Source organism: Rhizobium sp. 01N48, from assembly GCF_056399145.1.
Window position 1 is genome coordinate 303,640 of record NZ_JBFTQT010000002.1, and the last position, 24,210, is coordinate 327,849.

Sequence of the window (24,210 nt, forward strand, 5' to 3'; positions counted from 1 at the left end):
TGTATCTCGCATCGAGCGCCATTGAGCGATGCAAATAGCGGCCGCCAGATCGACCAAATGCACCATGCACAATTCATTGAACAGCTCAGGTCGTGAAGGGAACTGGATCCCTGATCACGGGGTTACTGCCCCATGGACCAGACGATCAAGCAACCGGATTTCCCTAACGCGGCATTGGCCTCGTCTCGACTGGTTTACACCACGGATATCGAGAGTGGTATCACGCGTAAGGCAGGAAAAAATGGTTTCCTCTACTACGCTCCCGATGGCGGCAGGATCACGGATAGCGCGGAGATTTTGCGGCTTAATACATTAGCGATTCCGCCTGCCTATGTCGACGTTCGCATATCGCCCGATCCTCTCTCGCATCTGCAGGCGATCGGCATCGATGCGCGAGGGCGGAGGCAGTATCGCTATCATCCGGAATGGCATTCGGAGCGGGCACGTGCCAAGTTCGACCAGCTACTCGACTTCGGTGAGCGCCTGCCTGACATACGAGCGCGAGTAGACATCGATTTGCGAGCCCGCGCGCCGACGATGGACAAGGCACTGGCCACCGTCGTCTGGATGCTCGACAATCTCTACATCCGCATCGGGAATGCGGCATACGCTGAGGATAACGGCTCCTTCGGCCTGACGACCTTGCGCCGCCGACACGTCAAGATCGACGGCTCCAAGGTGAAGTTCCGCTTCAAGGGAAAATCCGGCAAGGAGTGGAACCTGGTGCACACGGATAGGCGCATCGCGCGCGTTGTCCGCAGCCTGCAGGAATTACCGGGACAACAATTGTTCCAGTATGTCTGCGAAGACGGGACCCGCCGGCAAATATCGTCGCAGGACGTCAACGAGTATATCCGGGATGTATCCGGCGCCGAGTTCAGCTCCCGCCAGTTTCGGACATGGGGCGCGACCTGCGCGGCCGTCACTGCCTTCACACCCCTGGAGGTTGCCGCCACCGAGGCCGCGCTCGCGCGACAAATGAACGAAGTGATCGACGCCATTGCCGCCATGCTCGTCAATACGCGCGCGGTGTGCCGCTCGTCCTACATTCATCCCGCTGTGTTCGACGAGTTCAAGGCCGGCAGATTGGGCCAGCTGTTGCGCGCGAGGCCGACACGAAGCAAGCGACTGCTGAAATGGATGGATGCGGAAGAGGACGGTGTGCTGGGTTGGCTGAAATCCTTGCCTTGAAAGGCTGCGTCTTCGGCCGATGGAAAGCCTGATAATGGTTCGTCACTCGCGGCTTACGCTCCAGCAGACAGACCACGGCGACAGGTTACTGCCAGATGACGCGTCAAGGCCGAAGATTGCCTCTGCCCCATCCGTCATCGGGTCCATCGCAATCGTTTCCTCTCCAAGGTTCGCCCGCAGGCACAACCGGCCGCCGCTCGCCAACGACCAATCGGCGGCGACGGCCGTAAAGTCCGATCCGGCGACGATTTCGCCTCGGCGCATCCCTGCCAGAAGCGGGACGATCTTCTTGTGGCGGATCGCAAGCAGCGAGGCGTAGAAGTCGCGCATGTCGGCGCAGTGGGGATCGGTGACGGCAGACCAATCGAGCTTGGCCATCTCGAACGTCGATGGCGCGGTCGGGTCCAGCAGATCATCCGTATCGAAGCCCGGCAGTCGCGAGAGCTCCTCGCGGCGCCCTTTTCGCACCATCTCGTTCAGCTCTTCATTGAGGTCGCAGAAATAGGGGAATGCGTCGCGCGCCCCCCATTCCTCACCCATGAACAACATCGGTATTTGCGGCGCGAGCAGATAGACCGCTGCCATCGACTTTATGACGTGAACGGGCTGCGCGGCGATGATCCGGTCGCCCATCGCCCGGTTGCCGATCTGGTCATGGTTCTGGATGAAGGAGACTAACGCCGTAGGCGGCAGTTCGCTCGTGCTCTTGCCCCGGTTTTCGCCGCGATAGGGCATGTGCTGGCCCTGAAATACAAAGCCTTCCGCGAGCGAACGCGCAAGCGCTTCGCCATTATCAGCGTAATCGGCGTAATAGCCGAAGCGCTCGCCGGTGGCGGCGATGTGCAGCGTGTGGTGGATGTCGTCGTTCCATTGTGCCGTGAACAGACCTGTTTTGCCATCGCTCATGCGCTTCAGGAGATCGCTGTCGTTTTCCTCGTTCTCGACAATCAGGTGAACATGGCGAACGCCAGCGGCGGCGCGCACGCGCCGTGCGAGTTCCAGCAGCAGATGTTCCTCGCTGTCGTCATTGATGGCGTGAACGGCATCCAGTCGCAGCCCGTCGAGCCTGAAGACGGTGATCCAGTAGATGGCGTTCTGAATGACAAATTCGCGCATCGGCCGCGCCATCGCACCATCATAATCGATGCCTTTGCCCCACGGTGTCTTGTGCCGGTCGGTGAACAGCGGCGCATAGAGGGGCAGATAATTGCCGTCGGGGCCGAAGTGATTGTAGACGACGTCAAGGAAGACCGAGATTCCGCGTTCGTGGGCAGCATCGATGAGCGCCATTAGATACTCGGGCCTGCCATAGCTGCCGTCGGGCGCATAGGGTAGCACACCGTCGTAGCCCCAGCCGTAACGTCCCGGAAAATCGGCAACAGGCATGAGCTGGATCGCCGTCACGCCTAGCCGCGCGAGATGATCGAGACGCCCGATTGCCGCGAGGAAGGTGCCCTCTTCGGTGAAGGTGCCGACGTGCAGTTCGTAGAGGACGGTTTCTTCCCACGGGCGCCCAGGCCAGGTTTCGGCGTTCCAGTGGTGGTCCGTGAGATCGACGACCTCGCTGAACCCGTGCACATCGTGCGGCTGAAAGCGTGAGGCCGGATCGGGTACCTGCAGGCCTTCGGGAAGAACAAACCGGTAAAGCGCGCCCGCGCCGACGCCGGCGACCTCCACCTCGTGCCAACCGTCGGCGAGTTGGCTCATGGGTCGGGGTTCCTGGTCTTCCAGCTTCAGGCGGACGCTGTCGAGAAGAGGCGCCCAAAGGCGGAAAACCACGCCCCTGTCGGAAATGACGGGTCCGAATTGCATATCAGTCACGCGAGGCCTTTCGACAAATGGGATTGGCTGCACTCAACGCGGGCGCGGGCGAAAGGTTCGCGACCGACGGAGTGGCGGTTTGTCACGGTTGAGTTATCCATACCGCTGAACAGGTCACTCAACTTGCAGCAAAGCGACCGGTCGCCTTCCCAGGAGCTTCGCCACGGGGATCGACGCGGCGGTGTCGATCGACCGCTCAGTCAGGAGATCACGTATCGAACCCTGTAGCCCCGCGGGCAAGATGATGGCGGTGTCGTCCCAGAATTCGGGGCCGGCAAAGAGCTTTCCAGGCTCCAACTGCCCCATCATCATGCGCGGGGTCACCGTGATGGTGAACGTATCGCGCAGCCGCCGAGCGTATGCGATGACATGGCGGCGGCGGCTGCCGGTCACCGACAAAGGCACATAATCTCCCTCGGCAAACAGGGCAGGCAGGCGTTTGCGCAGATTGAGGCCAATCTGGATTATGCGCTGTTTGAGGGCTGGAACGGTCAGCTCCGAAATCGGGTCCCGCGTTGCCAGCAGGCGGGCGAGTTCCGCCGTGTCGATCTGGCGCCGGTTGTCAGGATCGACGAGGCTGAAGTCGCAAGCTTCCGAGCCCTGATAGATATCGGGCACGCCGGGGGCCGTCAGCTTGATCAGCGTTTGCGACAGGCTGTTCAGGTAGCCTGCGGCCATCACCGGCCGGAGCGTTTCGGCGAAGTCCTCGTGGAAGGTCAGGCTGGCGGAGGCGGTGAGCGCGGCCGCATAGCTCTTGACTGCCGTCTCGTATTGTTCGTGCGGCGCATTCCAGTCCGTCACAAGCTTTGCCTCGCGCACTGCCTTCTCGGCATAGGCGACGAAACGATCTGTCAGTGCTCCGGCAGCGCCATCGCGAAACTCCTCCGGCCATATGCCGGCCAATGCCTGGTAGAGCATCCATTCGACATTGGCGTCGGGCGTCAGGCCTGCCGGCAACTCGGTCAGGTGGCCGCGGTTCATGTCACGCCAGCGTTCTACCCCTAGCCGCCATACATCAGGTTCCTCGCTCAGAACGTAAAGGCGGGCGCGGGCGTCCTCGCCGCGCTTGGTGTCGTGGGTGGAGGTGGCCGACAGGCCGTTTGGCTGCTGCTTTGCCCTTTGCTGCATCAACTCATGAAATGCATCGACGCCGCCCGCCGGCCGACCCGGCTCGCCGCCGACTTCGTTGGCGCCAAGAAGCAAGTTGTGGCGATAAAACAGTGTGTCTTCCATGGCCTTGGCCATGATCGGGCCACTCAACTGCTGGAAGCGTCGCTGGAATTCTTCTGTGCGAGGGCCGCCATCGAGGAGCATCGCTACGGCGTCCAACGCATCGCGGTCTCCGGTTTGCTGAGCGGCATCGCCAACGGCCTGCTCAATGAGCAGGCGATCGCTGTCCGACAATTTTCCGGCATGGCCATAGGTGCGATAGAAGGGAAACGCGACGAGGAGTTCCTTGATGGCGGATGCAAGCCGCTGTTCGTCCTGATCGGCCAGAAATGAATGCGCGATCGCCACAAGCCGATTTGTCTCGCCCTCGAAGTTGCGCTCGACCATCAGCAACTTTGCCTGGCGTAGACCTGTGGTGAAATCGGCCGCATCCGGCGAGAGATTGGCATAGGCATGGCGAAATTCGCGCATGCCATCGGGATCGATGAAGAGATTGCTGAGCGCCGAGATGAACTCGTATCCGGTTGTGCCTTCGATCGGCCAGTCGGCCGGCAGTGTCTCTCCATGCCCGACAATCTTCTCGGCGACGATATAAATCTCGGGGCCCACGGTCGCACGCAGGCGGTCGAGATAGGCAGAGGGATCGGCGAGCCCGTCAATGTGATCGAGCCGCAGCCCCTGCACGTGGCCGGCGCGCACCAAGTCGAGCACCAGCGCATGGCTGTCGGCAAAGACCTGCTCGTCCTCGACACGCAGCCCAACCAGTCCGGTGACTTCGAAGAAGCGCCGATAGCTGAGCGTCTTCGCGGCATCCTGCCAGAAAGTCAGCTGCCAGGATTGCTGATCGTGAACGCTCGATATCTGCGAGCGATCTTTCAGGTCGCCTGATAATGGCGCGGTGCTATCCAGGTTGAGCGGCAATCGGGTCTCGAAATAGGCGAGCGACCAATCGCCGGTTTGCGGATCGCGTTGCAACTCGAACTCGCCATCGGCGAGTGCGTCGTCGAAGCTCTTTCCGAGGATCGGCAGCGTCAGCCGTTGGTTCCAATCGATATCGAAATGATCAGCATATTTGCTGTCCGCGCCAAATTTCAGAACATCCGCCCACCAGGCGTTCTCGGTCGAGGCCGCCATGTGGTTCGGCACGATGTCGAGGATCAGGCCGAGGCCCTCGGCTTTCAGTGCGGCGCTCAGGCGCTCGAAGCCCTCGCGTCCGCCGATCGCGGGATCGATCTCGTTGCAATCGGTGACGTCGTAGCCATGCGTCGATCCCGAGGTGGCAGTGAAGATCGGCGATGCATAAAGATGGCTGATGCCGAGTGATTTCAGGCAGGGGATGAAATCGATGGCAGTGTCGAAGGTCATGCCATCTCGAAATTGCAGCCTGTAGGTCGATGTCGGTATGTGCATCTGTCGCCTCTGGTGGGGTCGCGACACAGCAACAGCGCCAGCGCGCCTTTTGTTCCCATGCAATTTCCTGACACGTTCGAGGCGGTTAGAATTTCAGAGTGATCAGCAACGGCCGGTGATCGGAGGCGCGCTTTGCCAGCGGCGTGGAGATTACACTGGCGGCGCTGACTTTGAGGTCGTGCGATAGAAACACGTGATCGATCCGCAGCAGTGGAAAGCGGGACGGAAAAGTCGGCCTCGGGCGTTCCGCCATGTTCAGCTGAGCGTCGCGAAACTGGCCGGCCAACATCGTGTAGGCCGGCGATGACGCTCGTGCATTGAGGTCGCCGCAGATAACGCACGGTGCCGCGTGAAAATCCGGGCTCCCGATCCACTCGTCCGAGAGCAGCGTCCGCACCTGCTTTATACGGTCGATGTTGCGCAGGCCGAGATGGGTGTTCAGCACGTTGAGCTTTCGTCCACCTGCATCCACCTGTGTCCAGATCGCCCCCCGCGTCTCGCCGACCGAGGGCAGGGGGCCGGCCTTCATCAGCCGTGTCGGCAGGGCGGTCAGTATGGCATCGCCGTACTTTTCTTCCTGCACATTAAGAGCCGGGTGAAAATGGGCCTCCATCTTCAAAAGGGTTGCGATCATATGCGCCTGGTCGATGCCGCCGGTTCGCTTGCGGCCGACATCGAGCTCTTGAAGCGCGATGATGTCGGCACCCGATTGCGCGATCACGTCGGCGACCCTGCCAGGGTCGAGCAGCCGGTCAGTGCCGATGCAGCTGTGCACATTGTAGGTGAGGATTCTCAGTTCCCGGTCTTCATTTCGGTGCGAAGTGTCTGTCGATGCGCTCATCGACAGGGAACCCGATTTCATCCTGTTTCGTTCCATTACTGAAAGATCAATCGGAATGGAATCTTCATGTCGGCGAAGCGTGTCCTCATCAATGCAACCCTGGTTCTCGGACTGCTTCTCGCGGCTTATCTCCTCTATAAGGTCTTCAGTCGCTATTCGATCGATGAGATCACGCGGTCAATCGCCGCCATCCCCGTCTCACGGCTGTTGTACGGCCTGGGCTTCGCAACACTCTCGTACCTGTGCCTGACGGGCTTCGATTGGATGGGGCTGCGGTACGCGGGAAAGCCGTTGAGCTATCCGAAGGCGGCGATTGCCTCCTTCACCGGTCTTTCCATCGGCCACAATCTCGGCGTCGCCGCCTTGAGCAGCGGCGCGGTTCGCTATCGCTATTATGCGCGTTGGGGCCTGAGTGCCGAGGAAGTGGCGAAGGTCATCCTGTTTTGCGGCGTCACCGTGGGCATCGGGCTGTCGGTCCTTGCGGGGCTGGCGCTCCTGATCAATCCAAGCGATGCGGCAAACTTGCTCGCCATGAGCGCCGATGGTCTGTTCATGCTGGCCCTGGCCTGCCTTGCCCTCCCAGCCGCCTATGTCCTTCTCGCCGCGACTGTTCGTGCGCCGTTGCGCCTGTGGAAGTGGAGCTTCGAGATGCCGCGTCTCCAGCTTGCGATCGGTCAGGTCGTCATCGGCACGCTGAACTTCGTCTTTGTCGCCGCTTGCCTTCACCAGATGCTGACGGCGCAGGGCGATGCCAGCTTCGTGCAGACGGCGACAGCCTTCGTGCTTGCCAACATCGCCATCCTTCTCACCCATGTGCCGGGTGGCCTCGGTGTACTCGAAGCAACCGTCAGCCATGTCCTGCCGGGTGCAGCGTCGATCGGCGCGCTAGTGGCCTTCAGAGTGATCTATTTCATCGTGCCGCTGTTGATCGGTATTCCCCTCTTCGCGATCAGCGAGGTGGTGCTGCGCAAGCGCGGCAAGATAGTATCAGAAGATCGCGGCGGCCAGCCGTCCGACGCGCAGGCGCAGCTTCTGTAGCGGCCAGTAGGGACGTCGCGGGTCGACGAGCGTGGTGCCTGTCAGCGGCGACGTCTCGCCTTTCGAGACATCGATCGCGAAGTGCCGAAGCCCACGCTTGCCAACATTCAGCGCGTCCACCGCGCTATTGAGCGACCGCAGGCTGCGTTCGGTCTCGCGCACCGTCTCCGGGGTCGTCTCCAGATGTTCCGCCAACAGCCGATAGCGCAAGGTCGAAATAGCCAAGCGATGCGCATTGGTCGAGGCTTCGATCGCCAGATCGCATTCCGTATCCAGCCCCTCGGAGCGGTTGTTCAGGTTGGATGAGCCGATGCGAATGAAATGGTCGTCGACGATCAGCAGCTTGGAGTGGATGACCAGCTCCTTCTCGCCGCCCTGCTTGTCGGGCACCACGGCATACATGACCCGCAGCCGGTCATATTGGTCGATGCGCTTCAGCCGGCGGATCAGTCTGTCGCGGTTGTTGCCCATCGTTAGTTTTTCGAGAAAACCGTGCGAACTCTTGGTGACGAGAACGGTGATCTCCGGGCCGTCGCTCTCCTTCAATCGCTTGGCAATGGTGCGGGCGACGCCGAAAGACGCGAGATACTGGGTCTCGATGTAAATCAGCCTGCGCGCGGCCTTGATTGCATCGCGTGTCAGGCGAAAGGCTTCGTAGTGGCCGCGCTTGCCGATCAGTCCGGGCTCCGTCAGCGCGATCGCGGCGGTTGCGTCCGCAAGGTCGGCGCTGACGCTTGCCGGCCATGAGGCGCCGCCTGCTGGCGCCGGCGCCGGGCGCTCGCCCGTGGCACGCTTCCATCGCCTGCGGGCGACATCGCCGATCAGCTGGGCCGCGTGGCCGGATACCATCGACTGCAAGTCGTGCACGGGATCATAAGGCGTACCATCCGGCGATTTCCGCAGCGTGCTGGTCATCTTGTGATCCGGCTCGTCCCATCGTCTGGCGGTCAAGTCGATACCGCCGAGGAAAGCCAGATTGTCGTCGATCGAGACGAGCTTCTGGTGATGGCAGCCGCGGATCGGGTGGCGCAGATCGAAGCGCATGCTGATCTGCGGGTGGGCGGAGAATTCGCTCTCGCGGAAGAGACGCAGCGATTTACCGGAGTAGATCGGCCCCATGCCCCATACCAGTATGCGGATGCGCAGATCCGGCTTCTCATCGGCGAGCGACAGGAGAAGCTCACCAAGCGTTTCGGAGCTTTGATGGGGTCTGAGCCTGATATCCGGGTTGAAGTCCCAGCCGACGATCCAGATCGTATGAACGGCCTTGCGAAGCGCCTGGTCAAGCGCCAGAAAATAGGCGGCGCCATCGATCAGGAAAGCGGCCTTCTCTACCTTGCCGACCTGCCAAGCGTTGCGTCGCTGCCGAATGATGCCGCCCGGCAAAGCGGGAAGAGAAGCTTCTGTTTTGCGGGTTGCGCGTTTCAGGAACTCGGTTGCCTTAGACGCCTTCAGTCGATCGGCGATGGGTTGGAATTCTGTCATTCTGCTGTCCGGCGCCCCGCTTGGTATTTGACGTGGCCGTAACGCTTGAAGGGGTGACTTGTTCCGTCATCGTGTACCGTATTTCCGGGGTCGTGCCGGGCTGTCGTGCGTGGCGAGAAAACGATCGTGGAACGAAAAGCCACGTCAATTGTTTACTTCACGGTAGAGGATGAGCCGAGGAGTGAAATAATGATCAGAGCTATTCTGTTGGTAACCGCAGTGGCAGGCAGTCTTGCGTCGTGCACCGCGACCGAACAAGGCACGGCGATTGGTGCGGGGACCGGCGCTGTCATCGGTGGCGTGGCAACCAACAGCTGGGGCGGCGCGGCCGTCGGTGCTGTCGCCGGTGGTGCGGTGGGTGCCTTGATCGGCCAATCGCAGGAACGTCGCGGCTACTGCGTCTATCGCGACCGCTATGGCCGCACCTACGAGGCACGTTGCCGCTAACCGGTTGATCCGGGCGGATTGGATCTTCGACGCACGTGATGCCTGCCGGCATCGCGCGCGTTGAATCTTGTGCAATCGTCGCAAACATGATGCCAGCGCCATGATGCCGACCCATTCTTTTGCTGATGAGAAAGCGTCGGCAACGCGTCTTGGGCGAGCGCATGAATTGGATAAATCGTTATATTGATGAACCGCTGCTGCACGGCGCAGCAACGGTCATGAAACTCTGGCACGGCCGCACAGGCCAGCGACCTGATCTTCTCGAACCGGTCTGGAACCTGCTCTCCATCGCGTTTCTGCTCATCGCGGCCATGCAGTGCTTGGCGGGCGAAGCGCTGTGGCTGAGCGAGGCTGCGCTCGTCATGCTCGCGCTGCCATCCGCGCTGAAGCTCTACAAGGCAAGCGCGGCATCGGCCGATTATGATTTGAAAGACTACAAGGCCCTGCGCGCCACCGCCTTGAAGAAGCGCGAGAACGAGTGGGCTCTTAGGCTCGCGGTGCTCGTTGGCGCGCTGGTTCTGCCGCTCGCAAAGCCGGTCGACGATATCACGAGCGCCTATTTCATGCTGGGAGCCTGCCTCTGGTTCTCGCTGACGGCGCCTGCGAGATTCTATTTGAACGCGGCCGAGCCGCCGGCGCCGGATAAGGGCGATCGTCTTGTTCGCCCCGCACTGGGTTCGGCGGCGTAACTCCAGACACCGAACGGCTGCTGCAGGAACCTACAGCGGCCGTCATTCTTTAAGAGCTAAGCTCCACCGATCTCAGTTCTTGACCGTGTCTTCGAGGAAGAAGCGGCCAAGCGGGTTCTGGTAGAAATTCTCGATGTTCTTGCGCGAGACGTTGATGTACGGGCTGTAGTAGAGGTCGATCCAGTTGACATCTTCCTTGGCCATCTTCTGGATATCGACATACATCGCTTCGCGCTTCTTCGGATCGAGCTCCAGGCGCGCCTTGGCGACTAGGTCCTTTACCGCATCACTCTTGTAGTTGGTCATGTAATTGTTGTTGCTGTCATGGCCAAGCACGAAGGTGGTCTTCTGGTCCGGGTCGAGAATGTCGTTGGTCCAGTAGTTGACCGAAATGTCGTAGTCGCCGGCAACGGTCATGTCCCATTCCTGGCTGGCATCGACCTTCTGTAGGTTGGCGGTGATGCCTGCCTTCTGTAGCTGCTGCTGCAGGAGAACAGCGATCTGTTCGTCGACTTCATCGCCTGCGCGCACGAGGTAGTTGAGCGTCAGGCTTGGCTCGCCGGCGGCCGCCAGCATTTCCTTTGCCTTGGCCGGATCGTAGGGCCGCTGCAGGTTGTCAGCGTAATGATAGAGCGCGCCCTTCGGAATGTAGGAGTTGGCAACCGTGCCCTGACCGAAGGTGACGGCGTCGACGATCGCCTTCTTGTCGATCGCCATGTCGAGCGCCTGACGCACTTCCTTCTTTCCAAGCGCACCATGCGCGTGGTTGATCAGCAGGTGGTCTTCGCGGGTCGAGGCGTCGATATCGACGTTGAGGTTCGGGTCCTTCTTCATCTCCTCGACGCGCGAGAAGGGCACGAAGATTGCCGTGTCGAGCTGGCCGGCTTGGACGTTCAGCATGCGCGTATTGTCGTCGGGAACGGAAACCCACTCGACGCCATCGAGCTTGACGCGGTCTGCTTCCCAGAAGTTGGGGTTCTTCTTCAGGATAACGCGGTCGCCGCGGCGCCATTCCTCGACGGTGAAAGCGCCTGAAGCGATCGGCTTTTCAGCGTAGGCGTCCGGCCCCAGCGTTTCCATTCCCTTCTTGGAGATGACGGACGCGTTCGGCAGGGCCAGTGTTGACAGGAAGGGCGCGGAGGGGTTCTTCAGCTTTATCGTCAGCGTATGTGCGTCGGTGGCAACGGCCGTATCGATGACCTTGTAGGAATCGCCCCACAGCGAAGCGGCATCGTCGCGGATGCGGAGCAGGCTAAAGGCCGCGTCCTCGGCGGTCAGCGGCGAGCCGTCGGAAAACTTCGCGTCACGGAGCTTGAAGGTGTAGGTGAGGCCGTCGTCGGAGGTCGTCCAGCTCTCGGCTAGACCGGGCTCCAGTTTGGTGCCGGTCTTGTCGACGCGCACGAGGACGTCATAGACGTTGGAGAAGACCCAGTTGTCGATGTTCTGCGCCGTCTTGATGGGATCGAACGTCGTCGAATCCTCGCGGCGCCCGATCGTCAGCACACCGGCTGCTTCCGCATAGCTGGCGCTCAGTGTCAGGCCGGCCATGATGGCTGCGAGGCCTACGGTTTTCCATCTGTTTTTCATCTCTGTGTTCCCTTGTTGTTATCGCGAATGTTTCTTCGGTTGCGGCGGTATGAAGTAGTTCTCGCGCTCGGCGGCGGAGGCGTCGCCGAGGAGGCGCTTGTCGGGGTCGATGTCGGGAATGGCGGCGATCAGTGCCGCGGTATAGGGATGCTGCGGTCGCGCGAAGACGTCGGCCGAACGCCCCTCCTCGACGATCTCGCCGCGATACATGACCACGACGCGTTCACAGAGATTGCGGACGATGGCGAGGTCATGCGCGATGAAGAGCAGCGTCAGCTGCATCTTCGCTTTCAGCTCCTGGAACAGCTCAACGATCTGCGCCTGAATGGTGACGTCGAGAGCAGCCACGCACTCATCGGCGATGATCATCTTCGGGTCGACGGCCAGCGCGCGCGCGATACCGGCGCGCTGGCACTGACCGCCGCTCATGCTGCGCGGCTTGCGGCCGGCGAATTCTCGCTCAAGGCCGACGAGGTCGAGCAGTTCGTTTATACGTTCGGGAATGGACGAAGAGGCGACCTTGCCCTGGACTTTCAGGACCTCCGACAGCGTCTGCCCGATCGTCATGCGCGGGTTTAGTGCGTTGAACGGGTCCTGAAACACCATCGCGGCCTCGCGGCGAATTCTCGCTAAGCCCGCCATCCTCTGCTGCGCGAGATCGATGCCGTCGAAGGTGACATGTCCTGACGACAGCGGCGTCAGGCCGAGGATGGCGCGCGCCAGCGTACTCTTGCCGCTGCCGGATTCGCCGACGATGCCGACGCTTTCACCAGGCATGACCCGCAGGCTGACACCCGCCACCGCGCTGACCGTCTTTGCACTGCCCTTGAATAGGCTGCCGCCAGTATTGAAGCGGACATGCAGGTCGTCGATTTCCAAGAGCGGCGGGACCGCATGTCTTGCCGGCTCGGTTGCCGCCGGTGGTGCCGCTGCCTCCTCGGGCATCGATGGGTGGCTGGCGATCAGGCTCACCGTGTAGGGGTGCTGCGGATGCGTCAGGATCGCCCGCTTCGGTCCCTGTTCCAGAAGCTGGCCGCCGCGCAGAACGGCGATGCGATCGCAGGTCTGGGCGACGATACCGAGGTCGTGGGTAATCAGGATAATCGACAGGCCGCGCTTGTCGCGGATATCCATGAGCAGCCGCAGGATCTGCGCCTGGATGGTCACGTCGAGAGCGGTGGTCGGCTCGTCGGCAATCAGGATCTTGGGATTGCACGACAGGGCCACGCCGATCATTGCACGCTGTCGCATGCCGCCGGAAAACTCGTGCGGATAGCTGTCATACTGTCTGACCGGATCGGGAAAGCCGACCTGCTGCAGGATTTCGATCGCGGTAGCGCGCGCATCCTGAGCATTGAGCCCCTGATGATAGCGGATGCCTTCGGTGATCTGATCGCCGATCCGCATGACGGGGTCGAGATGGCTTGTCGGGTTCTGGAAGACCATGCCGATCTCGCCGCCGCGTACGGCAAGCATATCCGCATCGCTGATCCCGGTCAGATCGCGGCCCTCTAGCAGCACCTGCCCCCCATCGATCTTCAAGATGGAAGAGGGCAGCAGCCGTATCAGCGAGCGGCAGAACAGGCTCTTGCCGGAGCCGCTTTCACCGACGAGCCCGAGGATTTCACCCTGACCGAGATCGAGCGACACGCCGTCGATCAACGTGCGAACGGTCTCGTCGCCATGGGCTTTGACCGTCRGGTCGCGAACGGAAAGAAGGGGAGCGCTCATTCGTGGACCCCGAGAATTTCGCCGAGCGCATCGCCGAGCATGCTGAAACCGAAAGCGAAGACGACGATCGACAGGCCCGGGAAGAGCGTGATCCACCACGCCGTGGTGATGAAGCTCTGGCCCTCGGCCACCATCACACCCCATTCGGCGATCGGCGGCTGAACGCCAAGTCCGAGATAGCTGACCGCGGCGCCGCTCAGGAGCACGAGCACGGCATCGGACATCGAGAACACGATCGAGCCGGCAATGGCGTTCGGCAGAAGATGGCGGAACATGATGCGGAAGCGGCTGAAACCGAGGCTGACGGCGGCCACCGCGTAGTCGCTCTTCTTCAGCACCAGCATCTGCGCGCGGATGAGCCGCGCATAAGAGACCCAGCCGACCAGTGCCATGGCGATGTAGAAGCTGCTGAGCCCCGGTCCGAGGATCGCGATGATAGACAGCATCAGCACCAGGAATGGAAAGGCCAGGATGATGTCGACGAGCCGCATGAACAGCGCATCGACAATGCCGCCGAAAAAGCCGGCGATGGTGCCGACCGTCGTGCCGATGACGAAGGGGAAGACCACGCCGATAATGGCGATCTGCAAGTCGATCCGGGTTCCCCAGATGACTCGCGAGAGGATATCGCGGCCGAAATTGTCGGTGCCGAAGGGATGCAGCAGCGACGGCGCCTGCAGGCGGACATCTGCGTTCTGGAAGATCGGATCATAGGGCGCGATCAGCGGCGCGCCGATGGCAAGGATCAGAAAGACCAGCAGGATGCCGGCGCCGACGCAAAGCGCCGGGCGCTTGCCGATGAATTTCCGCCAGCTGAAGGATGGGGGAGAAGATATGATGGCACTCATAGCGTCACCCTGGGATCGACGGTGACGGTGACGATGTCGGCGATGAAATTGATGAGAACGGTGGCGCAGGCAAACACCATGGCCACGCCCTGCACGACCATGTAGTCGCGCGAGAAGATGGCGCGCACCAGAAGCTGTCCCATGCCAGGCAAAGCGAAGACGCTTTCCACGACAACGGTGCCGCCGATCAGCCAACCGATATTGACTGCCAAAAGGTTGATGGTTGGTACCAGCGAGTTCGGCAGGACGTGCTTCCAGAAGACGATGCCCTCAGGCATGCCACGCGCGCGCGCCGCCGTTGCGACATCCGATTTCAGCCCCTCGATCATCGCGGCCCGCAGGCTGCGCGTCAGGACGGTGGAAAGCGACAGTGCGATCGTCAGGCTGGGAAGCACTAGGTGAGCGAGCTTTTCACTGAGCGTGGCGCCGTATCCGGAGACGGGGAAGATGCCGAGTTGCACGCTGAAGACGATGATCAGCATCAAACCGAGCCAGAACGGCGGGAAGCCGATGCCGAAGGTGGAAATCACCCGTACCGCATGGTCTGCCGCACCGCCTCGATTGCGCGCCGCGACGGCGGCCATAGGTACGGCAATCAGCACGGAAAGGATCACGCTTGCGAGCACCAGCGCGACGGTGGGTTCGATGCGCGTCAGGATCAGCTTCAGCACGTCGATCTTGTAAAGAATGGATTTTCCCATCTCGCCATTGGCGAGATTGCGCAGGAAGTAGAAATACTGCAGCCACATCGGTTCATCGAGGCCATATTGCGCCCGGATATTGGCAATCGCCGCAGGCGTTGCGCGAGTTCCAAGAATGTTGCGCGCGGGGTCGCCGGGGATCAGCCGGACCAGAATGAAGGTGATGACGCTGATGCCGAAAATGACGGGCAGAAACTGCAGCGGACGCGTGAGAACAAATCTATAGCGATGCATTGTGGCGATCGCCCCTTTCCATCCGCATGATGCTTGTTGGCTTTCTATGCATCAGCTTGCCTTGTGCCGCGATAGAAAGTCCAGCAGGGCCGGGTAATAATCGCCGGGGTTCTCGTAAAAGGGCATGTGGCTGGCGTTTGCGAAGACTTTCAGCTCGGCGTTCGGCAGCGCAAGCTTCATGCGCAGCGCGCAGGCCGGCGTCAGTTCGTCATGCTCGCCGGTGGTGATCAGCGTGGGGACGGTAACGCGAGGCAGGTCTGGGATGCGGTTCCAGTCTTTGAGGTTGCCGATATAGAGAAACTCGTTCGGTCCCTGCATCGTGCCGTAGGGTCCCATGTTCCAATCGTCGAGCGAGCGGCGGACCGGGGCTGGCCATTCCGGCAGGCGACAGACGTGGCGATAGTTGAGAATGGTTACGGCGGCCTGGTATTCCGGGTGGTCGTATGTGCCCTGCGCCTCGTGCTTCTGCAACATTGCCACCGTCTCGGGACCGAGTGCTGCGCGCAGCCGTTCAAGCTCCAGAATGAGATGCGGCATGTCTGCGACGGTATCCTCGAGGATCAGCGTCTGCAGGTTCTTGGGGTAGGTGAGCGCGTAGTCGATCGCCAGCCAGCCGCCCCAGGAATGGCCGAGCATATGCACCTTGCCGAGACCGAGCGCCTTGCGCACGGTTTCCGTCTCCTCGACGTAGCGTCCGATGGTCCAGAGTGCTGCGTCATCCGGCCGGTCAGACGCGCCGGTTCCCAGCTGGTCGAAGGCGACGACGCGGTAACCCTTGTCGATCAGACAGGAGTGCGCTTCACGCAGATAATCGCAGGGGAGGCCGGGTCCGCCATTCAGGCAGAGGACCGTTTCGCTGCCGCTTCCGAAGCTATAGGCGACAACCTTGAAGCCATCGACCTCGATGTCGTATCGCTGGTCCGGCTCGATTTCACGCCACATTGATGTCTCCGGCAAAAGATTCTTCTTGCTCATTAATTGGGCAAGGCTAAATTTTTATCCCAAACAGCGTTTCGCGCCAGCTATAAGAAGTGATAGGTGGCGCTTCGCTCACCGGGAGCAGGCCATGCTTGATGATATCCGCGCGATCAAAACACAATTCACCGATCACCAGACTTTGGATGGGCGTATCGATCAAGTCTTCGAGGAAATGAAGACACTCGGCTTCGAGGCGTTGATCTATGACTACACGCCGATCCCCTACGATCTGGACGGCGAGATCATGATCCCCTCGCTCTTGAAGCTGCGCAACATTTCCGACGACATGCACGACTATTGGTTCAATCGCGGTTATTTCCGGATCGATCCGGTTCAGCAGGTGGCGCTGCGCACGTCGACGCCGTTCTACTGGAGTTACGATGCCAACGCCGAAACGCTGATCAACCGCTTCATGGGCGAAAATACCGAGCCGGTGGCGCGCTATCTCAGCGAGCGAGACATGTCGACGGGCGTGACGGTGCCGATCCACATGCCGCGCGGCGACTACGCGACCGTCACCGGCATTCGCTACGGTCGCGAGAAGGGCTTCCAGAAGCAGGCTTTGCGCTATATCGCCGATTTCAACCTACTGGCCCACGTCTTCCACGAGGCGGCCTTTCCGCTGTTTGACGCGGACGCCTGCAGCGCCGGCAAGGCGCGATTGACCGAGCGGGAGCGCGAGTGCCTGCGTTACTCGGCGGAGGGGCTTTCAGCCAAGGAGATCGCCCGCATCATCGAGCGCTCGGTGCCAACTGTCGTCATGCACCTCAATGCCGCCGCCAAGAAACTCGGCGCCAAGAACCGCACGCAGGCCGTGGTCCGCGCCACGCACTACCGGCTGCTCGAAGACCGGCCATCCTATAACTTGTGATAGCTGCCGCCGTTTCAGCAGCCACGTTATGGTTTTCCATCGAATACCCAAAGATGGAGCTATCAGTGACCCCCGTCACGTCGAAGGAAGACTACCTGCCGTTTCGCGATTACCGCACCTGGTATCGCATCACCGGTTCACTCGACAGCGGCAAGCTGCCGCTGGTCGTGGCCCATGGCGGGCCTGGCTGCACCCATGATTATGTCGATTCCTTCAAGGGTATTGCCGCGCTCGATGGCCGCGCCGTCATCCACTACGACCAGCTCGGAAACGGCAATTCGACGCGCCTGCCGGAAAAGGGTCCGGATTTCTGGACGCCGGCACTGTTCCTTGAGGAACTCGATGCGCTGCTCACTCATATCGGCATTGCCGATCGCTACGCTTTCCTCGGCCAGTCCTGGGGTGGCATGCTGGGTGCCGAACATGCCGTTCGCAAGCCGAAGGGCCTGAAGGCTCTGGTGATCGCCAACTCTCCGGCCAACATGCACACCTGGGTTTCCGAGGCCAATCGCCTGCGCGAGGAGTTGCCCACAGAGGTGCAGGACACGCTCTTGAAGCACGAGCAGGCAGGAACGCTGACCGATCCTGAATACGTCACAGCATCAAGGGTCTTCTACGACCGCCATGTCTGCCGTGTCTCGCCATGGCCCGCCGAAGTCGCGCGGACCTTCGCGATCATGGACGAGGACAACACCGTCTACCGCAATATGAACGGCCCGACTGAATTCCACGTTATCGGCACGATGAAAGACTGGACGATCGAGGACCGGTTGAGCCGGATCGAAGCGCCGACGTTGCTGATTTCAGGCAAGTACGATGAAGCGACGCCGCTCGTCGTCAAGCCCTATCTTGATAGCGTTCCCGGCTGCGAGTGGGTGCTCTTCGAACGGTCGAGTCACATGCCGCATGTCGAGGAGAAGGAACTCTGCCTCGCCACCGTCTCGGCGTTCCTGTCGCGGCACGACTGAAGATGTGAGCTAGCGCGTTCACGACAGCTGTCGCTGCCCCTCGTGGGCAGCGCTTTTATGACAAGGTCACGCCGGAGCGCGCGACGCCATCAATCGCAGATCGCTTCCGCCTCGATCTCGACCTCGTATTCGCCGACCAGATTGCCGGCCTCGATCAGCGTGTTGGCCGGCAAAACATCAGCGAAAGCCCGTCCATGCGCGCGAGACACCGGCTCCCACTGACTGGCATCACGCAGATAGATGCGCGTCCTGACGACGTCTTCCATCTTGCCGCCGAGCGCCGATATCGAAGCCGCGATCTTGTCGAGTATGTAGGTCGCCTGCGCGCCGGCGTCGCCCGATGCCACGCAGCGGTTCGTGCCATGCGTCGCGGTCGTGCCGGAAACGAGGATACGGTCTCCTACCCTGACGGCGCGGCTATAGCCGGCGATCGGCTCCCAGATGCTGCCGGACGAGACACGCGAACGGCCCGGACGACCGGGCACGGGCTGAGCCGTGTAGACGGATGGAATGGCATCCAGATGGTGGCTGAGATCGCCGGAGGCGGTTAGGAATGGCGGCTTGCGATACTCGTCGCCGCAGTCGCCGGGAATGGGCTGCGTCTTGGCGAAGGCGGTGTTCAGTGCGGCGTGATCCTCTTCGTCGAGGGCGAAGGAGAAGACGTTGAGATTGTCGCCGCGATGCTCGTTTTCGCCGATGCGCGCGCCGACGATTGTGGCAGCGACGGCGTCGTGTTCTAGAACCCAGCGGCTCGCGACGTTGGAGATCGAGACGCCATGCTTGGTCGCGATGGTTGCGGCGGCGCTGAGAATGCCCTGAAAGGCTTCCCAGCCGCCGGCGGTGTCGATGAAGCGCTTGTATTTCGAGCGGCTCCAATCGGCGATCGATGCCGGCTCGGGCTGGCCCAGCCACTTCTCGGAGAGGAAGCCGCCGCACAGCGTCCCATAGGCGAGAAGCTTGACGCCGCTTTCGGCGCAGAGCTTCGAGAGCGCACCCGCGGCGCGACGGTCGACCAGCGAGAACGAGACCTGATTGCTGGCGATTTCGATGCCATCGGCAATCGCCAGCGCCAGATGCCCGGCGTCGAAGTTGGTGAGGCCGAGCGCGCCGATCAGGCCTTCCTCGCGCAGGCGCTGCATCTCGTGCAGGGCGTCGAGCCACGCCGGATGCTCGAAGCTCCACCAGTGGAATTGCAAAAGATCCACTTTGTCGACACCAAGCCGCGTCAACCGCTCCTCGACGCCGCGGCGCACGACATCAGCCGTCATCGGTCCCGGCTCCGGGCACCATTTGGTGAAGGCGACGGGCCGCTGGCCATTCTGATAGCGCGAGAGCAGTCGCCCCGTGATCAGTTCCGCCGAGCCATAGTGATCGGCCATGTCGAACGTGTCGAAGCCGCCACGCGCATAGGCCTGCAGCACATCGGCGCCCTTGTCGGGATCGATCACCGTGCCGTTCTTCTCGATGTCGGCCACCTGCCAGAGACCGCAGACGATGCGGCTGATGGAGAGATCCTTGGTGAGCGCTATGCGTGGGGGCGTGGTGGACATGTTTCTATTCCCTGGATGTCTGTTTGCGCTTGCCCGTCAGCGAGGCCAGCGCGCTGGAAGCGCCGAGAATGCCGCGGGGGCGCAGGAGCAGGATGAGGCAGAGCCCGACGCCGATCATGACGATCTGCAGCGATGCCGCACGGGCCTGCTGTTCGGGCGGCACGAAGGCGGAGACGGCGGCGGCCGAAAGCGCCCACAGACCCCAGACCAGCACCGCGCCGAGAATGGCGCCGCGATTGTTGCCGGAGCCGCCGACGATCAGCATCGCCCAGACCTGGAAGGTCAGGATCGGCAAATAGTTGTCGGGCGCGATGAAGCCGATGAAATGTCCTTGCGCGGCGCCTGCCAGCCCCATGATGGCGCCGCCGATGGTGAAGGCCTGGAGGCGAAAGCGGATCGGCCGCTTGCCGAGCGCCTGCGCCGCGCTCTCATCCTCGCGGATCGCGCGCAGCACGCGGCCCCAGGGGCTCTTTGCGAGATGCTGGAGTGCCAGATAAAGCGCCAGTACCACTGCCGCCATCAGCGCGAGATTTGAAAGGGAAAATGCCAGCGGATCGGCGGCAAGGCTGCCGAAGGGGCGTGGAATGAAGCCGATGCCGAAGGCGCCGCCGGTCAGCGGCTGCAGGTTGAGCACGCAGAGCTGTACCGTGACCGCAACGCCGAAGGTGGCGATGGCGAGATAGTCGGATCGCAGCCGAATGGTCAGCGCGCCTACCAGCCAGGCGGCGAGGCCCGCGAACAGCGCGCCGCCGAGCCAGCCGATGGCGATCGGCATGTCGAAACCGCCGAAGCGGCCGGGCGTATCCGGCGTCGTCAAAAGTGCGGATACGTAAGCGCCGATCGCGACGAAGGCGGCGATGCCGACGTTGAAGAGGCCGGTCTGGCCCCACTGCACATTGAGCCCGAGGCACATGATGGCATAGGTGAGCGCCATCGTGAGGAAGAAGGCGACGTAAGCGATCAGATCAAGGCTCATGCCGTTCTCCCGAACAAGCCGCGCGGGCGAAAAAGCAAGACCGCCACAAGGATTACGAAGGAGACCGCCGCTCGCCACTCGGCGCCAACGATCTGCACGGCTGCCGCTTCCGACAGGCCGACGATCAATCCAGCGATCATCGCGCCAGGAACGCTGCCAATCCCGCCGAGGATCGCAGCTGCAAACAGCGGCAGCAGCAGGTCGTGTCCGAGATAGGGGCGGATTTGGACGAGGAGCCCGGTCATGATGCCGGCGATGCAGGCGAGGGCAGCGCCGACGAACCAGACGACGCGGATCACACGGCGCACGTCGACGCCGGCAATGCCCGCCAGAGCGGGATTCTCGCTGACGGCACGCATCGAGCGACCGACATCTGTGCGGGTCATCAGCAAATGGATGGCGATGACCGCGACTAAGGACAGGCCGAGTGACAGGAGCTGGTCGGGCGTTGCACGCAGGCCGCCACCGATCTTCACGGCGATCTGCAGAGATTTGGTGTAATAGGCGGGCTTCGAGGTGAAGATGAATTCGAGCAGGCTGCGCAGCGCAAGCGAGGCGCCGAAGCTCGCCATGACGAGGATGATGATTGCGCCGCCGCGCGCCCGCAGGCGTCCGAACAGCACCGCATCCACGGCGAGCGCAAGCAAGCCGGTGAGCAGGATCGCGAGGGCGGCTGCGAGCGGCAGCGACCAGCCGAAGGAGAATGGGCCGATCGGTTTGGTCAGCGACGTGGACAAGAACCCGAGGCCGCCGCTGACGGCGAGCGCCAGATAGGCGCCCCAGGAAAGCATCTCGCCATGCGCAAAATTGGCGAAGCGCAGGATCGAATAGGTGAGCGTGACGCCGATGGCGCCAAGGCCGATCATCGCGCCGGCGACGAGGCCGTCCATGAGAAATTGCGGGTTCATGGTGCCTCCGACGCCTGCTTGTTGGTGCCGAGATAGAGCTTGGCGATCAGCGGATCGCCGAGCAGTGAAGAGGCCTCGCCTTCGTGCCTGATCCGGCCTTCGACAAGGATGACGGCGCGGCTGGCGATCGCGAGCGCCGCCTTGACGTTCTGCTCGACGAGAATGACCGTGACGCCGCCGGCGTTGATCTCCTTCAACATCGAAAACACCTCGCCGACGATTTTCGGCGACAGGCCGGCAGAGGGTTCGTCAAGGATGAGCACGGAGGGATCGACGATCAGCGCACGGGCGACGGCCAGCATCTGCCGCTGCCCGCCCGATAGCGCGCCGGCCAAGCGCGAGGGCTTGCTGGCGAGATCGGGAAAGCGACGGTAGAGCGCGGCGATCCTGTCTGACCGCTGCGCCTTCGGCAGGACGGCTGCGGCAAGCTGCAGGTTTTCGTGGATGGTCAGCGTCGCGAAGATGTTTTCCGTCTGCGGCACAAAGGCGAGGCCTTCGGCGATCTTGCGGTGGGACGCGACGCGGGTGATCTCCCGCGCGTCGAGCAGGACGCTTCCCGAGTGTATCGGCACCACGCCGGCGATCGCCTTGACGAAGGTCGACTTCCCGGCCCCGTTCGGCCCGAGCAGGACCAACAGCTCTCCGGGCGCCACCGAGAGATCAACGCCGCGCACGATCGGCAGGTCGGGTTCGTACCCGGCGACCAGCGCGCGGGTTTCAAGCGCCGGCGCGGTCATGCCGCCGCTCCGAGGTAGGCTTCGATGACATCCGGATTTGAGGCGACGGCGGCAGGCGTGCCCTCGGCCAGCGGCTTGCCGAGCGCCATGGCGACGACGCGCGAGCAGAGCCGCGACACCATATCCATATTGTGTTCGATCAGCAGGATCGACTTGCCCTGCGCATTGAGCTCCAGCACGCGCTCCATGATCGTTTCCAACAGCGCCGGGTTGACGCCCGCCGCCGGCTCGTCGAGCAGGATTGCCTGCGGATCGGCCATCAGGATGCGTGCGAGTTCGAGCAGCTTGCGCTGCCCGCCGGACAGTACCTTGGCAGGTTGTCCCTCGAGGCCCGACAAGGTGACGAACTCCAGCAGCGCGCGCGCCTTATCGGTCGCCAATCGTTCCTGCTGCCTGACATGACCGAAGCGCAGGAAGTTGGCGAACAGCCGCTCGCCGTCCTGCGCCTGCGCGCCGACGAGCACATTCTCCAGCACGGTCATCTCGAGAAACGGCTTCGGGATCTGGAAGGTGCGGCCGACGCCGCGGCCAATTCTCTGCTCCGGACTTTCCTGCGAGACCTCGCGGCCGCCGATCCAGATCTCGCCAGATGTGGGCTTGAGGCTACCGGCGATCAGATTGAACAGCGTCGTCTTGCCGGCGCCGTTCGGGCCGATGAGACCGATCAACTCGCCTTTGTTGAGCCTCAGCGACATGCCGCCAACGGCCACATTGCCCTGAAACGACTTCACCAGCTCGCGCGCGTCGATCACGGCTTTGGCGGGTTCTGCCGCTTTCGGTGGGGCGTCTGGCACTGGCAAAGGCATGGAGGAAAGAAGTCTCTTGATTTGATTGGTGATGTTTGATCAAACTTCACCCCATGGTGAAAAGCAACCGAAAAAAGTGGCGTTCCACGGGGGAGGCTTGATGGGAGCCCCCTCTGCAGGAGCCCGTGCGAGGAAGCCGGCCGATGGCGGTCACGACCGTGACGAAGCGCTGTCGCCGGTCGGGCGCGAAACGTTGCAGGACCGCGTCTACGCTCAGCTGCGCAATTCGCTGATCAACGGTATGTTCGATGCCGGCGACGTGCTGCGCATCGTCGATCTGGCCGAGCGCCTGCAGACCAGCACCATGCCGGTGCGCGAGGCGCTTGGCCGTCTCGTGTCCGAACAGGCGCTGGAATCGCTGCCCAATCGCTCGGTGCGCGTGCCGCTCATCACCCGCGAACGTCTTGACGATCTCGCCCGCGCCCGCATCCTGATCGAGGGCCAGATGGTGGCGCTGGCGCTGCCCAATCTGAAGGATGACGATTTTGCCGTGCTGAAGCAGATCAATATCGACTGCGATCTCGCATTCGAGCAGCATGGCAAGGACATCGGCCATGTCACCTCGGCGCTGAACCAGCAATTCCATTTCCACATCTATCATGCGGCTTGCTCGCAGGTGCTGATCCCTATCGTCGAGAGCCTGTGGCTCCAATCAGGCGCGATCATTCGCAAGGCCGCGCATATTCACGACGAACAGGGCGGACTTGCCGCCACCAATCATCATTGGGCGCTGATCGATGCGCTGGAAAAGCGCGATGCCGAGGCCGCGATGCAATCGCTTTCCAACGACATCAGCCGCTCCTTCGATCTCATCCGCGGGCGGCTGGATGCCGAACCCGACGGCAATGCATCGGGAGACCACCATGCCTGAACCCATCGACGACGGCTTCGACCTGTTTGATCTGAGGGTCGACGTGATCATCCCCGAAGGCGGCGCGGTTTACTGCGGCGCAAAGCCGGGCGATCATTTCGAGCTCAAGGGCGAGATGCTGCATCTGCCGGAGCGGCAGGGGATCTCGATCTACTCGCTCTCCTCCGTGCTGCCGCTGCTCGCGGCAAAGCAACGCCCGACGGATCGCAACGACTGGATGACCACGGACGCCGACATCGCTTGCCCGGACCCGAATTGCTCGACACGGCTGAGGATCACCCGCACGGGTATCCGCCGTTTCAGCCATGCCGCCACCACGGCGGTTCCCTTGAACGACGAATAGGTCGAATAC

General features: G+C 61.9%; 22 protein-coding genes. 8 read left to right on the plus strand and 14 right to left on the minus strand.

Translation table 11 applies throughout. The annotated features are described in order from the left end of the window. Positions 1–132 precede the first annotated feature (132 nt). Positions 133–1,191, plus strand: coding sequence for a DNA topoisomerase IB (locus tag AC1DOG_RS05080; protein ID WP_477927002.1), 1,059 nt, complete (start codon positions 133–135; stop codon positions 1,189–1,191). A 42-nt stretch (positions 1,192–1,233) separates the two neighbouring features. Here AC1DOG_RS05080 and treZ read toward each other — a convergent pair whose 3' ends face one another. From treZ to AC1DOG_RS05095, 3 genes are all read right to left on the minus strand, one after another. Next, positions 1,234–3,003, minus strand: a complete 1,770-nt coding sequence (gene treZ, locus AC1DOG_RS05085) for a malto-oligosyltrehalose trehalohydrolase (RefSeq protein WP_477927077.1) — start codon at positions 3,001–3,003, stop codon at positions 1,234–1,236. 123 nt (positions 3,004–3,126) lie between these two features. Further along, on the minus strand, positions 3,127–5,592 hold the full coding sequence (gene treY / locus AC1DOG_RS05090; protein WP_477927003.1) for a malto-oligosyltrehalose synthase: 2,466 nt from the start codon (positions 5,590–5,592) through the stop codon (positions 3,127–3,129). 85 nt (positions 5,593–5,677) lie between these two features. Continuing rightward, positions 5,678–6,454 carry an endonuclease/exonuclease/phosphatase family protein gene (locus AC1DOG_RS05095; RefSeq protein ID WP_477927004.1) on the minus strand — a complete coding sequence of 259 codons (777 nt, stop codon included), beginning with the start codon at positions 6,452–6,454 and terminating at the stop codon, positions 5,678–5,680. A gap of 45 nt (positions 6,455–6,499) precedes the next feature. Here AC1DOG_RS05095 and AC1DOG_RS05100 point away from each other — a divergent pair, with 45 nt between their 5' ends. Beyond that, positions 6,500–7,471 (plus strand): lysylphosphatidylglycerol synthase domain-containing protein, encoded by a 972-nt coding sequence (locus AC1DOG_RS05100; RefSeq protein ID WP_112943379.1) that lies wholly within the window; start codon positions 6,500–6,502, stop codon positions 7,469–7,471. Here the strand turns inward: AC1DOG_RS05100 and AC1DOG_RS05105 are convergent. Further along, positions 7,421–8,956, minus strand: coding sequence for a phospholipase D-like domain-containing protein (locus AC1DOG_RS05105; RefSeq protein ID WP_112943378.1), 1,536 nt, complete (start codon positions 8,954–8,956; stop codon positions 7,421–7,423). The genes AC1DOG_RS05100 and AC1DOG_RS05105 overlap by 51 nt on opposite strands. 189 nt (positions 8,957–9,145) lie before the next feature. Here AC1DOG_RS05105 and AC1DOG_RS05110 point away from each other — a divergent pair, with 189 nt between their 5' ends. Together AC1DOG_RS05110 and AC1DOG_RS05115 are read left to right on the plus strand one after the other, a co-directional pair. Further along, the gene (locus AC1DOG_RS05110) at positions 9,146–9,403 is read left to right on the plus strand and encodes a YMGG-like glycine zipper-containing protein (protein ID WP_111560741.1); all 258 of its coding nucleotides are present in this window, start codon (positions 9,146–9,148) and stop codon (positions 9,401–9,403) included. 161 nt (positions 9,404–9,564) lie between these two features. Beyond that, positions 9,565–10,092, plus strand: coding sequence for a hypothetical protein (locus tag AC1DOG_RS05115; protein WP_477927005.1), 528 nt, complete (start codon positions 9,565–9,567; stop codon positions 10,090–10,092). 72 nt (positions 10,093–10,164) lie between these two features. Here AC1DOG_RS05115 and AC1DOG_RS05120 read toward each other — a convergent pair whose 3' ends face one another. From AC1DOG_RS05120 to AC1DOG_RS05140, 5 genes are read right to left on the minus strand one after another with little or no spacing between them, the layout of a single operon-like run. After that, entirely contained in the window at positions 10,165–11,679 is a 1,515-nt protein-coding gene (locus tag AC1DOG_RS05120; RefSeq protein WP_112943376.1) for an ABC transporter substrate-binding protein, read from the minus strand. A gap of 18 nt (positions 11,680–11,697) precedes the next feature. Further along, the gene (locus AC1DOG_RS05125; protein ID WP_477927006.1) at positions 11,698–13,410 is read right to left on the minus strand and encodes a dipeptide ABC transporter ATP-binding protein; all 1,713 of its coding nucleotides are present in this window, start codon (positions 13,408–13,410) and stop codon (positions 11,698–11,700) included. Next, positions 13,407–14,258 (minus strand): ABC transporter permease, encoded by an 852-nt coding sequence (locus tag AC1DOG_RS05130; RefSeq protein WP_112820095.1) that lies wholly within the window; start codon positions 14,256–14,258, stop codon positions 13,407–13,409. Before AC1DOG_RS05130 ends, AC1DOG_RS05125 begins: the two co-directional genes overlap by 4 nt. Further along, a complete protein-coding gene (locus AC1DOG_RS05135) occupies positions 14,255–15,193 on the minus strand; it encodes an ABC transporter permease (protein WP_112943374.1) in 939 nt (312 codons plus the stop codon). Before AC1DOG_RS05135 ends, AC1DOG_RS05130 begins: the two co-directional genes overlap by 4 nt. A gap of 51 nt (positions 15,194–15,244) precedes the next feature. Next, positions 15,245–16,135 carry a proline iminopeptidase-family hydrolase gene (locus AC1DOG_RS05140; protein WP_477927007.1) on the minus strand — a complete coding sequence of 297 codons (891 nt, stop codon included), beginning with the start codon at positions 16,133–16,135 and terminating at the stop codon, positions 15,245–15,247. A gap of 124 nt (positions 16,136–16,259) precedes the next feature. Here AC1DOG_RS05140 and AC1DOG_RS05145 point away from each other — a divergent pair, with 124 nt between their 5' ends. Continuing rightward, on the plus strand, positions 16,260–17,042 hold the full coding sequence (locus tag AC1DOG_RS05145; protein WP_477927008.1) for a helix-turn-helix transcriptional regulator: 783 nt from the start codon (positions 16,260–16,262) through the stop codon (positions 17,040–17,042). Positions 17,043–17,095: 53 nt separating this feature from the next. Then, a complete protein-coding gene (locus tag AC1DOG_RS05150; protein ID WP_477927009.1) occupies positions 17,096–18,010 on the plus strand; it encodes a proline iminopeptidase-family hydrolase in 915 nt (304 codons plus the stop codon). An 89-nt stretch (positions 18,011–18,099) separates the two neighbouring features. Here AC1DOG_RS05150 and AC1DOG_RS05155 read toward each other — a convergent pair whose 3' ends face one another. From AC1DOG_RS05155 to AC1DOG_RS05175, 5 genes are read right to left on the minus strand one after another with little or no spacing between them, the layout of a single operon-like run. After that, on the minus strand, positions 18,100–19,560 hold the full coding sequence (locus AC1DOG_RS05155; protein WP_477927010.1) for an aldo/keto reductase: 1,461 nt from the start codon (positions 19,558–19,560) through the stop codon (positions 18,100–18,102). Between the two features lie 4 nt (positions 19,561–19,564). Continuing rightward, positions 19,565–20,536, minus strand: a complete 972-nt coding sequence (locus AC1DOG_RS05160) for a branched-chain amino acid ABC transporter permease (protein WP_112943370.1) — start codon at positions 20,534–20,536, stop codon at positions 19,565–19,567. Continuing rightward, positions 20,533–21,444, minus strand: coding sequence for a branched-chain amino acid ABC transporter permease (locus tag AC1DOG_RS05165; RefSeq protein WP_477927011.1), 912 nt, complete (start codon positions 21,442–21,444; stop codon positions 20,533–20,535). Before AC1DOG_RS05165 ends, AC1DOG_RS05160 begins: the two co-directional genes overlap by 4 nt. Then, complete coding sequence (locus AC1DOG_RS05170) at positions 21,441–22,181, minus strand: ABC transporter ATP-binding protein (protein ID WP_477927012.1); 741 nt, start codon at positions 22,179–22,181, stop codon at positions 21,441–21,443. The genes AC1DOG_RS05165 and AC1DOG_RS05170 overlap by 4 nt, the downstream gene beginning before the upstream one ends. Further along, positions 22,178–22,987 carry an ABC transporter ATP-binding protein gene (locus AC1DOG_RS05175; RefSeq protein ID WP_112943367.1) on the minus strand — a complete coding sequence of 270 codons (810 nt, stop codon included), beginning with the start codon at positions 22,985–22,987 and terminating at the stop codon, positions 22,178–22,180. The genes AC1DOG_RS05170 and AC1DOG_RS05175 overlap by 4 nt, the downstream gene beginning before the upstream one ends. A gap of 100 nt (positions 22,988–23,087) precedes the next feature. Here AC1DOG_RS05175 and AC1DOG_RS05180 point away from each other — a divergent pair, with 100 nt between their 5' ends. Further along, the gene (locus AC1DOG_RS05180) at positions 23,088–23,858 is read left to right on the plus strand and encodes a GntR family transcriptional regulator (protein ID WP_477927013.1); all 771 of its coding nucleotides are present in this window, start codon (positions 23,088–23,090) and stop codon (positions 23,856–23,858) included. Beyond that, on the plus strand, positions 23,851–24,201 hold the full coding sequence (locus AC1DOG_RS05185; protein WP_477927014.1) for a TIGR04076 family protein: 351 nt from the start codon (positions 23,851–23,853) through the stop codon (positions 24,199–24,201). The genes AC1DOG_RS05180 and AC1DOG_RS05185 overlap by 8 nt, the downstream gene beginning before the upstream one ends. Positions 24,202–24,210 lie beyond the last annotated feature (9 nt).

What these genes read in the sequence shown, in the direction of transcription:
- AC1DOG_RS05175 (WP_112943367.1), bottom strand. Translation starts at nt 22,987, where the DNA reads ATGCCTTTGCCAGTGCCAGACGCCCCACCGAAAGCGGCAGAACCCGCC.
- AC1DOG_RS05100 (WP_112943379.1), top strand. Translation starts at nt 6,500, where the DNA reads ATGTCGGCGAAGCGTGTCCTCATCAATGCAACCCTGGTTCTCGGACTG.
- AC1DOG_RS05115 (WP_477927005.1), top strand. Translation starts at nt 9,565, where the DNA reads ATGAATTGGATAAATCGTTATATTGATGAACCGCTGCTGCACGGCGCA.
- AC1DOG_RS05105 (WP_112943378.1), bottom strand. Translation starts at nt 8,956, where the DNA reads ATGACAGAATTCCAACCCATCGCCGATCGACTGAAGGCGTCTAAGGCA.
- AC1DOG_RS05095 (WP_477927004.1), bottom strand. Translation starts at nt 6,454, where the DNA reads ATGAAATCGGGTTCCCTGTCGATGAGCGCATCGACAGACACTTCGCAC.
- AC1DOG_RS05155 (WP_477927010.1), bottom strand. Translation starts at nt 19,560, where the DNA reads ATGTCCACCACGCCCCCACGCATAGCGCTCACCAAGGATCTCTCCATC.
- AC1DOG_RS05150 (WP_477927009.1), top strand. Translation starts at nt 17,096, where the DNA reads ATGGAGCTATCAGTGACCCCCGTCACGTCGAAGGAAGACTACCTGCCG.
- AC1DOG_RS05080 (WP_477927002.1), top strand. Translation starts at nt 133, where the DNA reads ATGGACCAGACGATCAAGCAACCGGATTTCCCTAACGCGGCATTGGCC.
- AC1DOG_RS05120 (WP_112943376.1), bottom strand. Translation starts at nt 11,679, where the DNA reads ATGAAAAACAGATGGAAAACCGTAGGCCTCGCAGCCATCATGGCCGGC.
- treZ (WP_477927077.1), bottom strand. Translation starts at nt 3,003, where the DNA reads ATGCAATTCGGACCCGTCATTTCCGACAGGGGCGTGGTTTTCCGCCTT.
- AC1DOG_RS05160 (WP_112943370.1), bottom strand. Translation starts at nt 20,536, where the DNA reads ATGAGCCTTGATCTGATCGCTTACGTCGCCTTCTTCCTCACGATGGCG.
- AC1DOG_RS05130 (WP_112820095.1), bottom strand. Translation starts at nt 14,258, where the DNA reads ATGAGTGCCATCATATCTTCTCCCCCATCCTTCAGCTGGCGGAAATTC.
- AC1DOG_RS05140 (WP_477927007.1), bottom strand. Translation starts at nt 16,135, where the DNA reads ATGTGGCGTGAAATCGAGCCGGACCAGCGATACGACATCGAGGTCGAT.
- AC1DOG_RS05135 (WP_112943374.1), bottom strand. Translation starts at nt 15,193, where the DNA reads ATGCATCGCTATAGATTTGTTCTCACGCGTCCGCTGCAGTTTCTGCCC.
- AC1DOG_RS05170 (WP_477927012.1), bottom strand. Translation starts at nt 22,181, where the DNA reads ATGACCGCGCCGGCGCTTGAAACCCGCGCGCTGGTCGCCGGGTACGAA.
- AC1DOG_RS05145 (WP_477927008.1), top strand. Translation starts at nt 16,260, where the DNA reads ATGCTTGATGATATCCGCGCGATCAAAACACAATTCACCGATCACCAG.
- AC1DOG_RS05185 (WP_477927014.1), top strand. Translation starts at nt 23,851, where the DNA reads ATGCCTGAACCCATCGACGACGGCTTCGACCTGTTTGATCTGAGGGTC.
- AC1DOG_RS05165 (WP_477927011.1), bottom strand. Translation starts at nt 21,444, where the DNA reads ATGAACCCGCAATTTCTCATGGACGGCCTCGTCGCCGGCGCGATGATC.
- treY (WP_477927003.1), bottom strand. Translation starts at nt 5,592, where the DNA reads ATGCACATACCGACATCGACCTACAGGCTGCAATTTCGAGATGGCATG.
- AC1DOG_RS05110 (WP_111560741.1), top strand. Translation starts at nt 9,146, where the DNA reads ATGATCAGAGCTATTCTGTTGGTAACCGCAGTGGCAGGCAGTCTTGCG.
- AC1DOG_RS05180 (WP_477927013.1), top strand. Translation starts at nt 23,088, where the DNA reads ATGGGAGCCCCCTCTGCAGGAGCCCGTGCGAGGAAGCCGGCCGATGGC.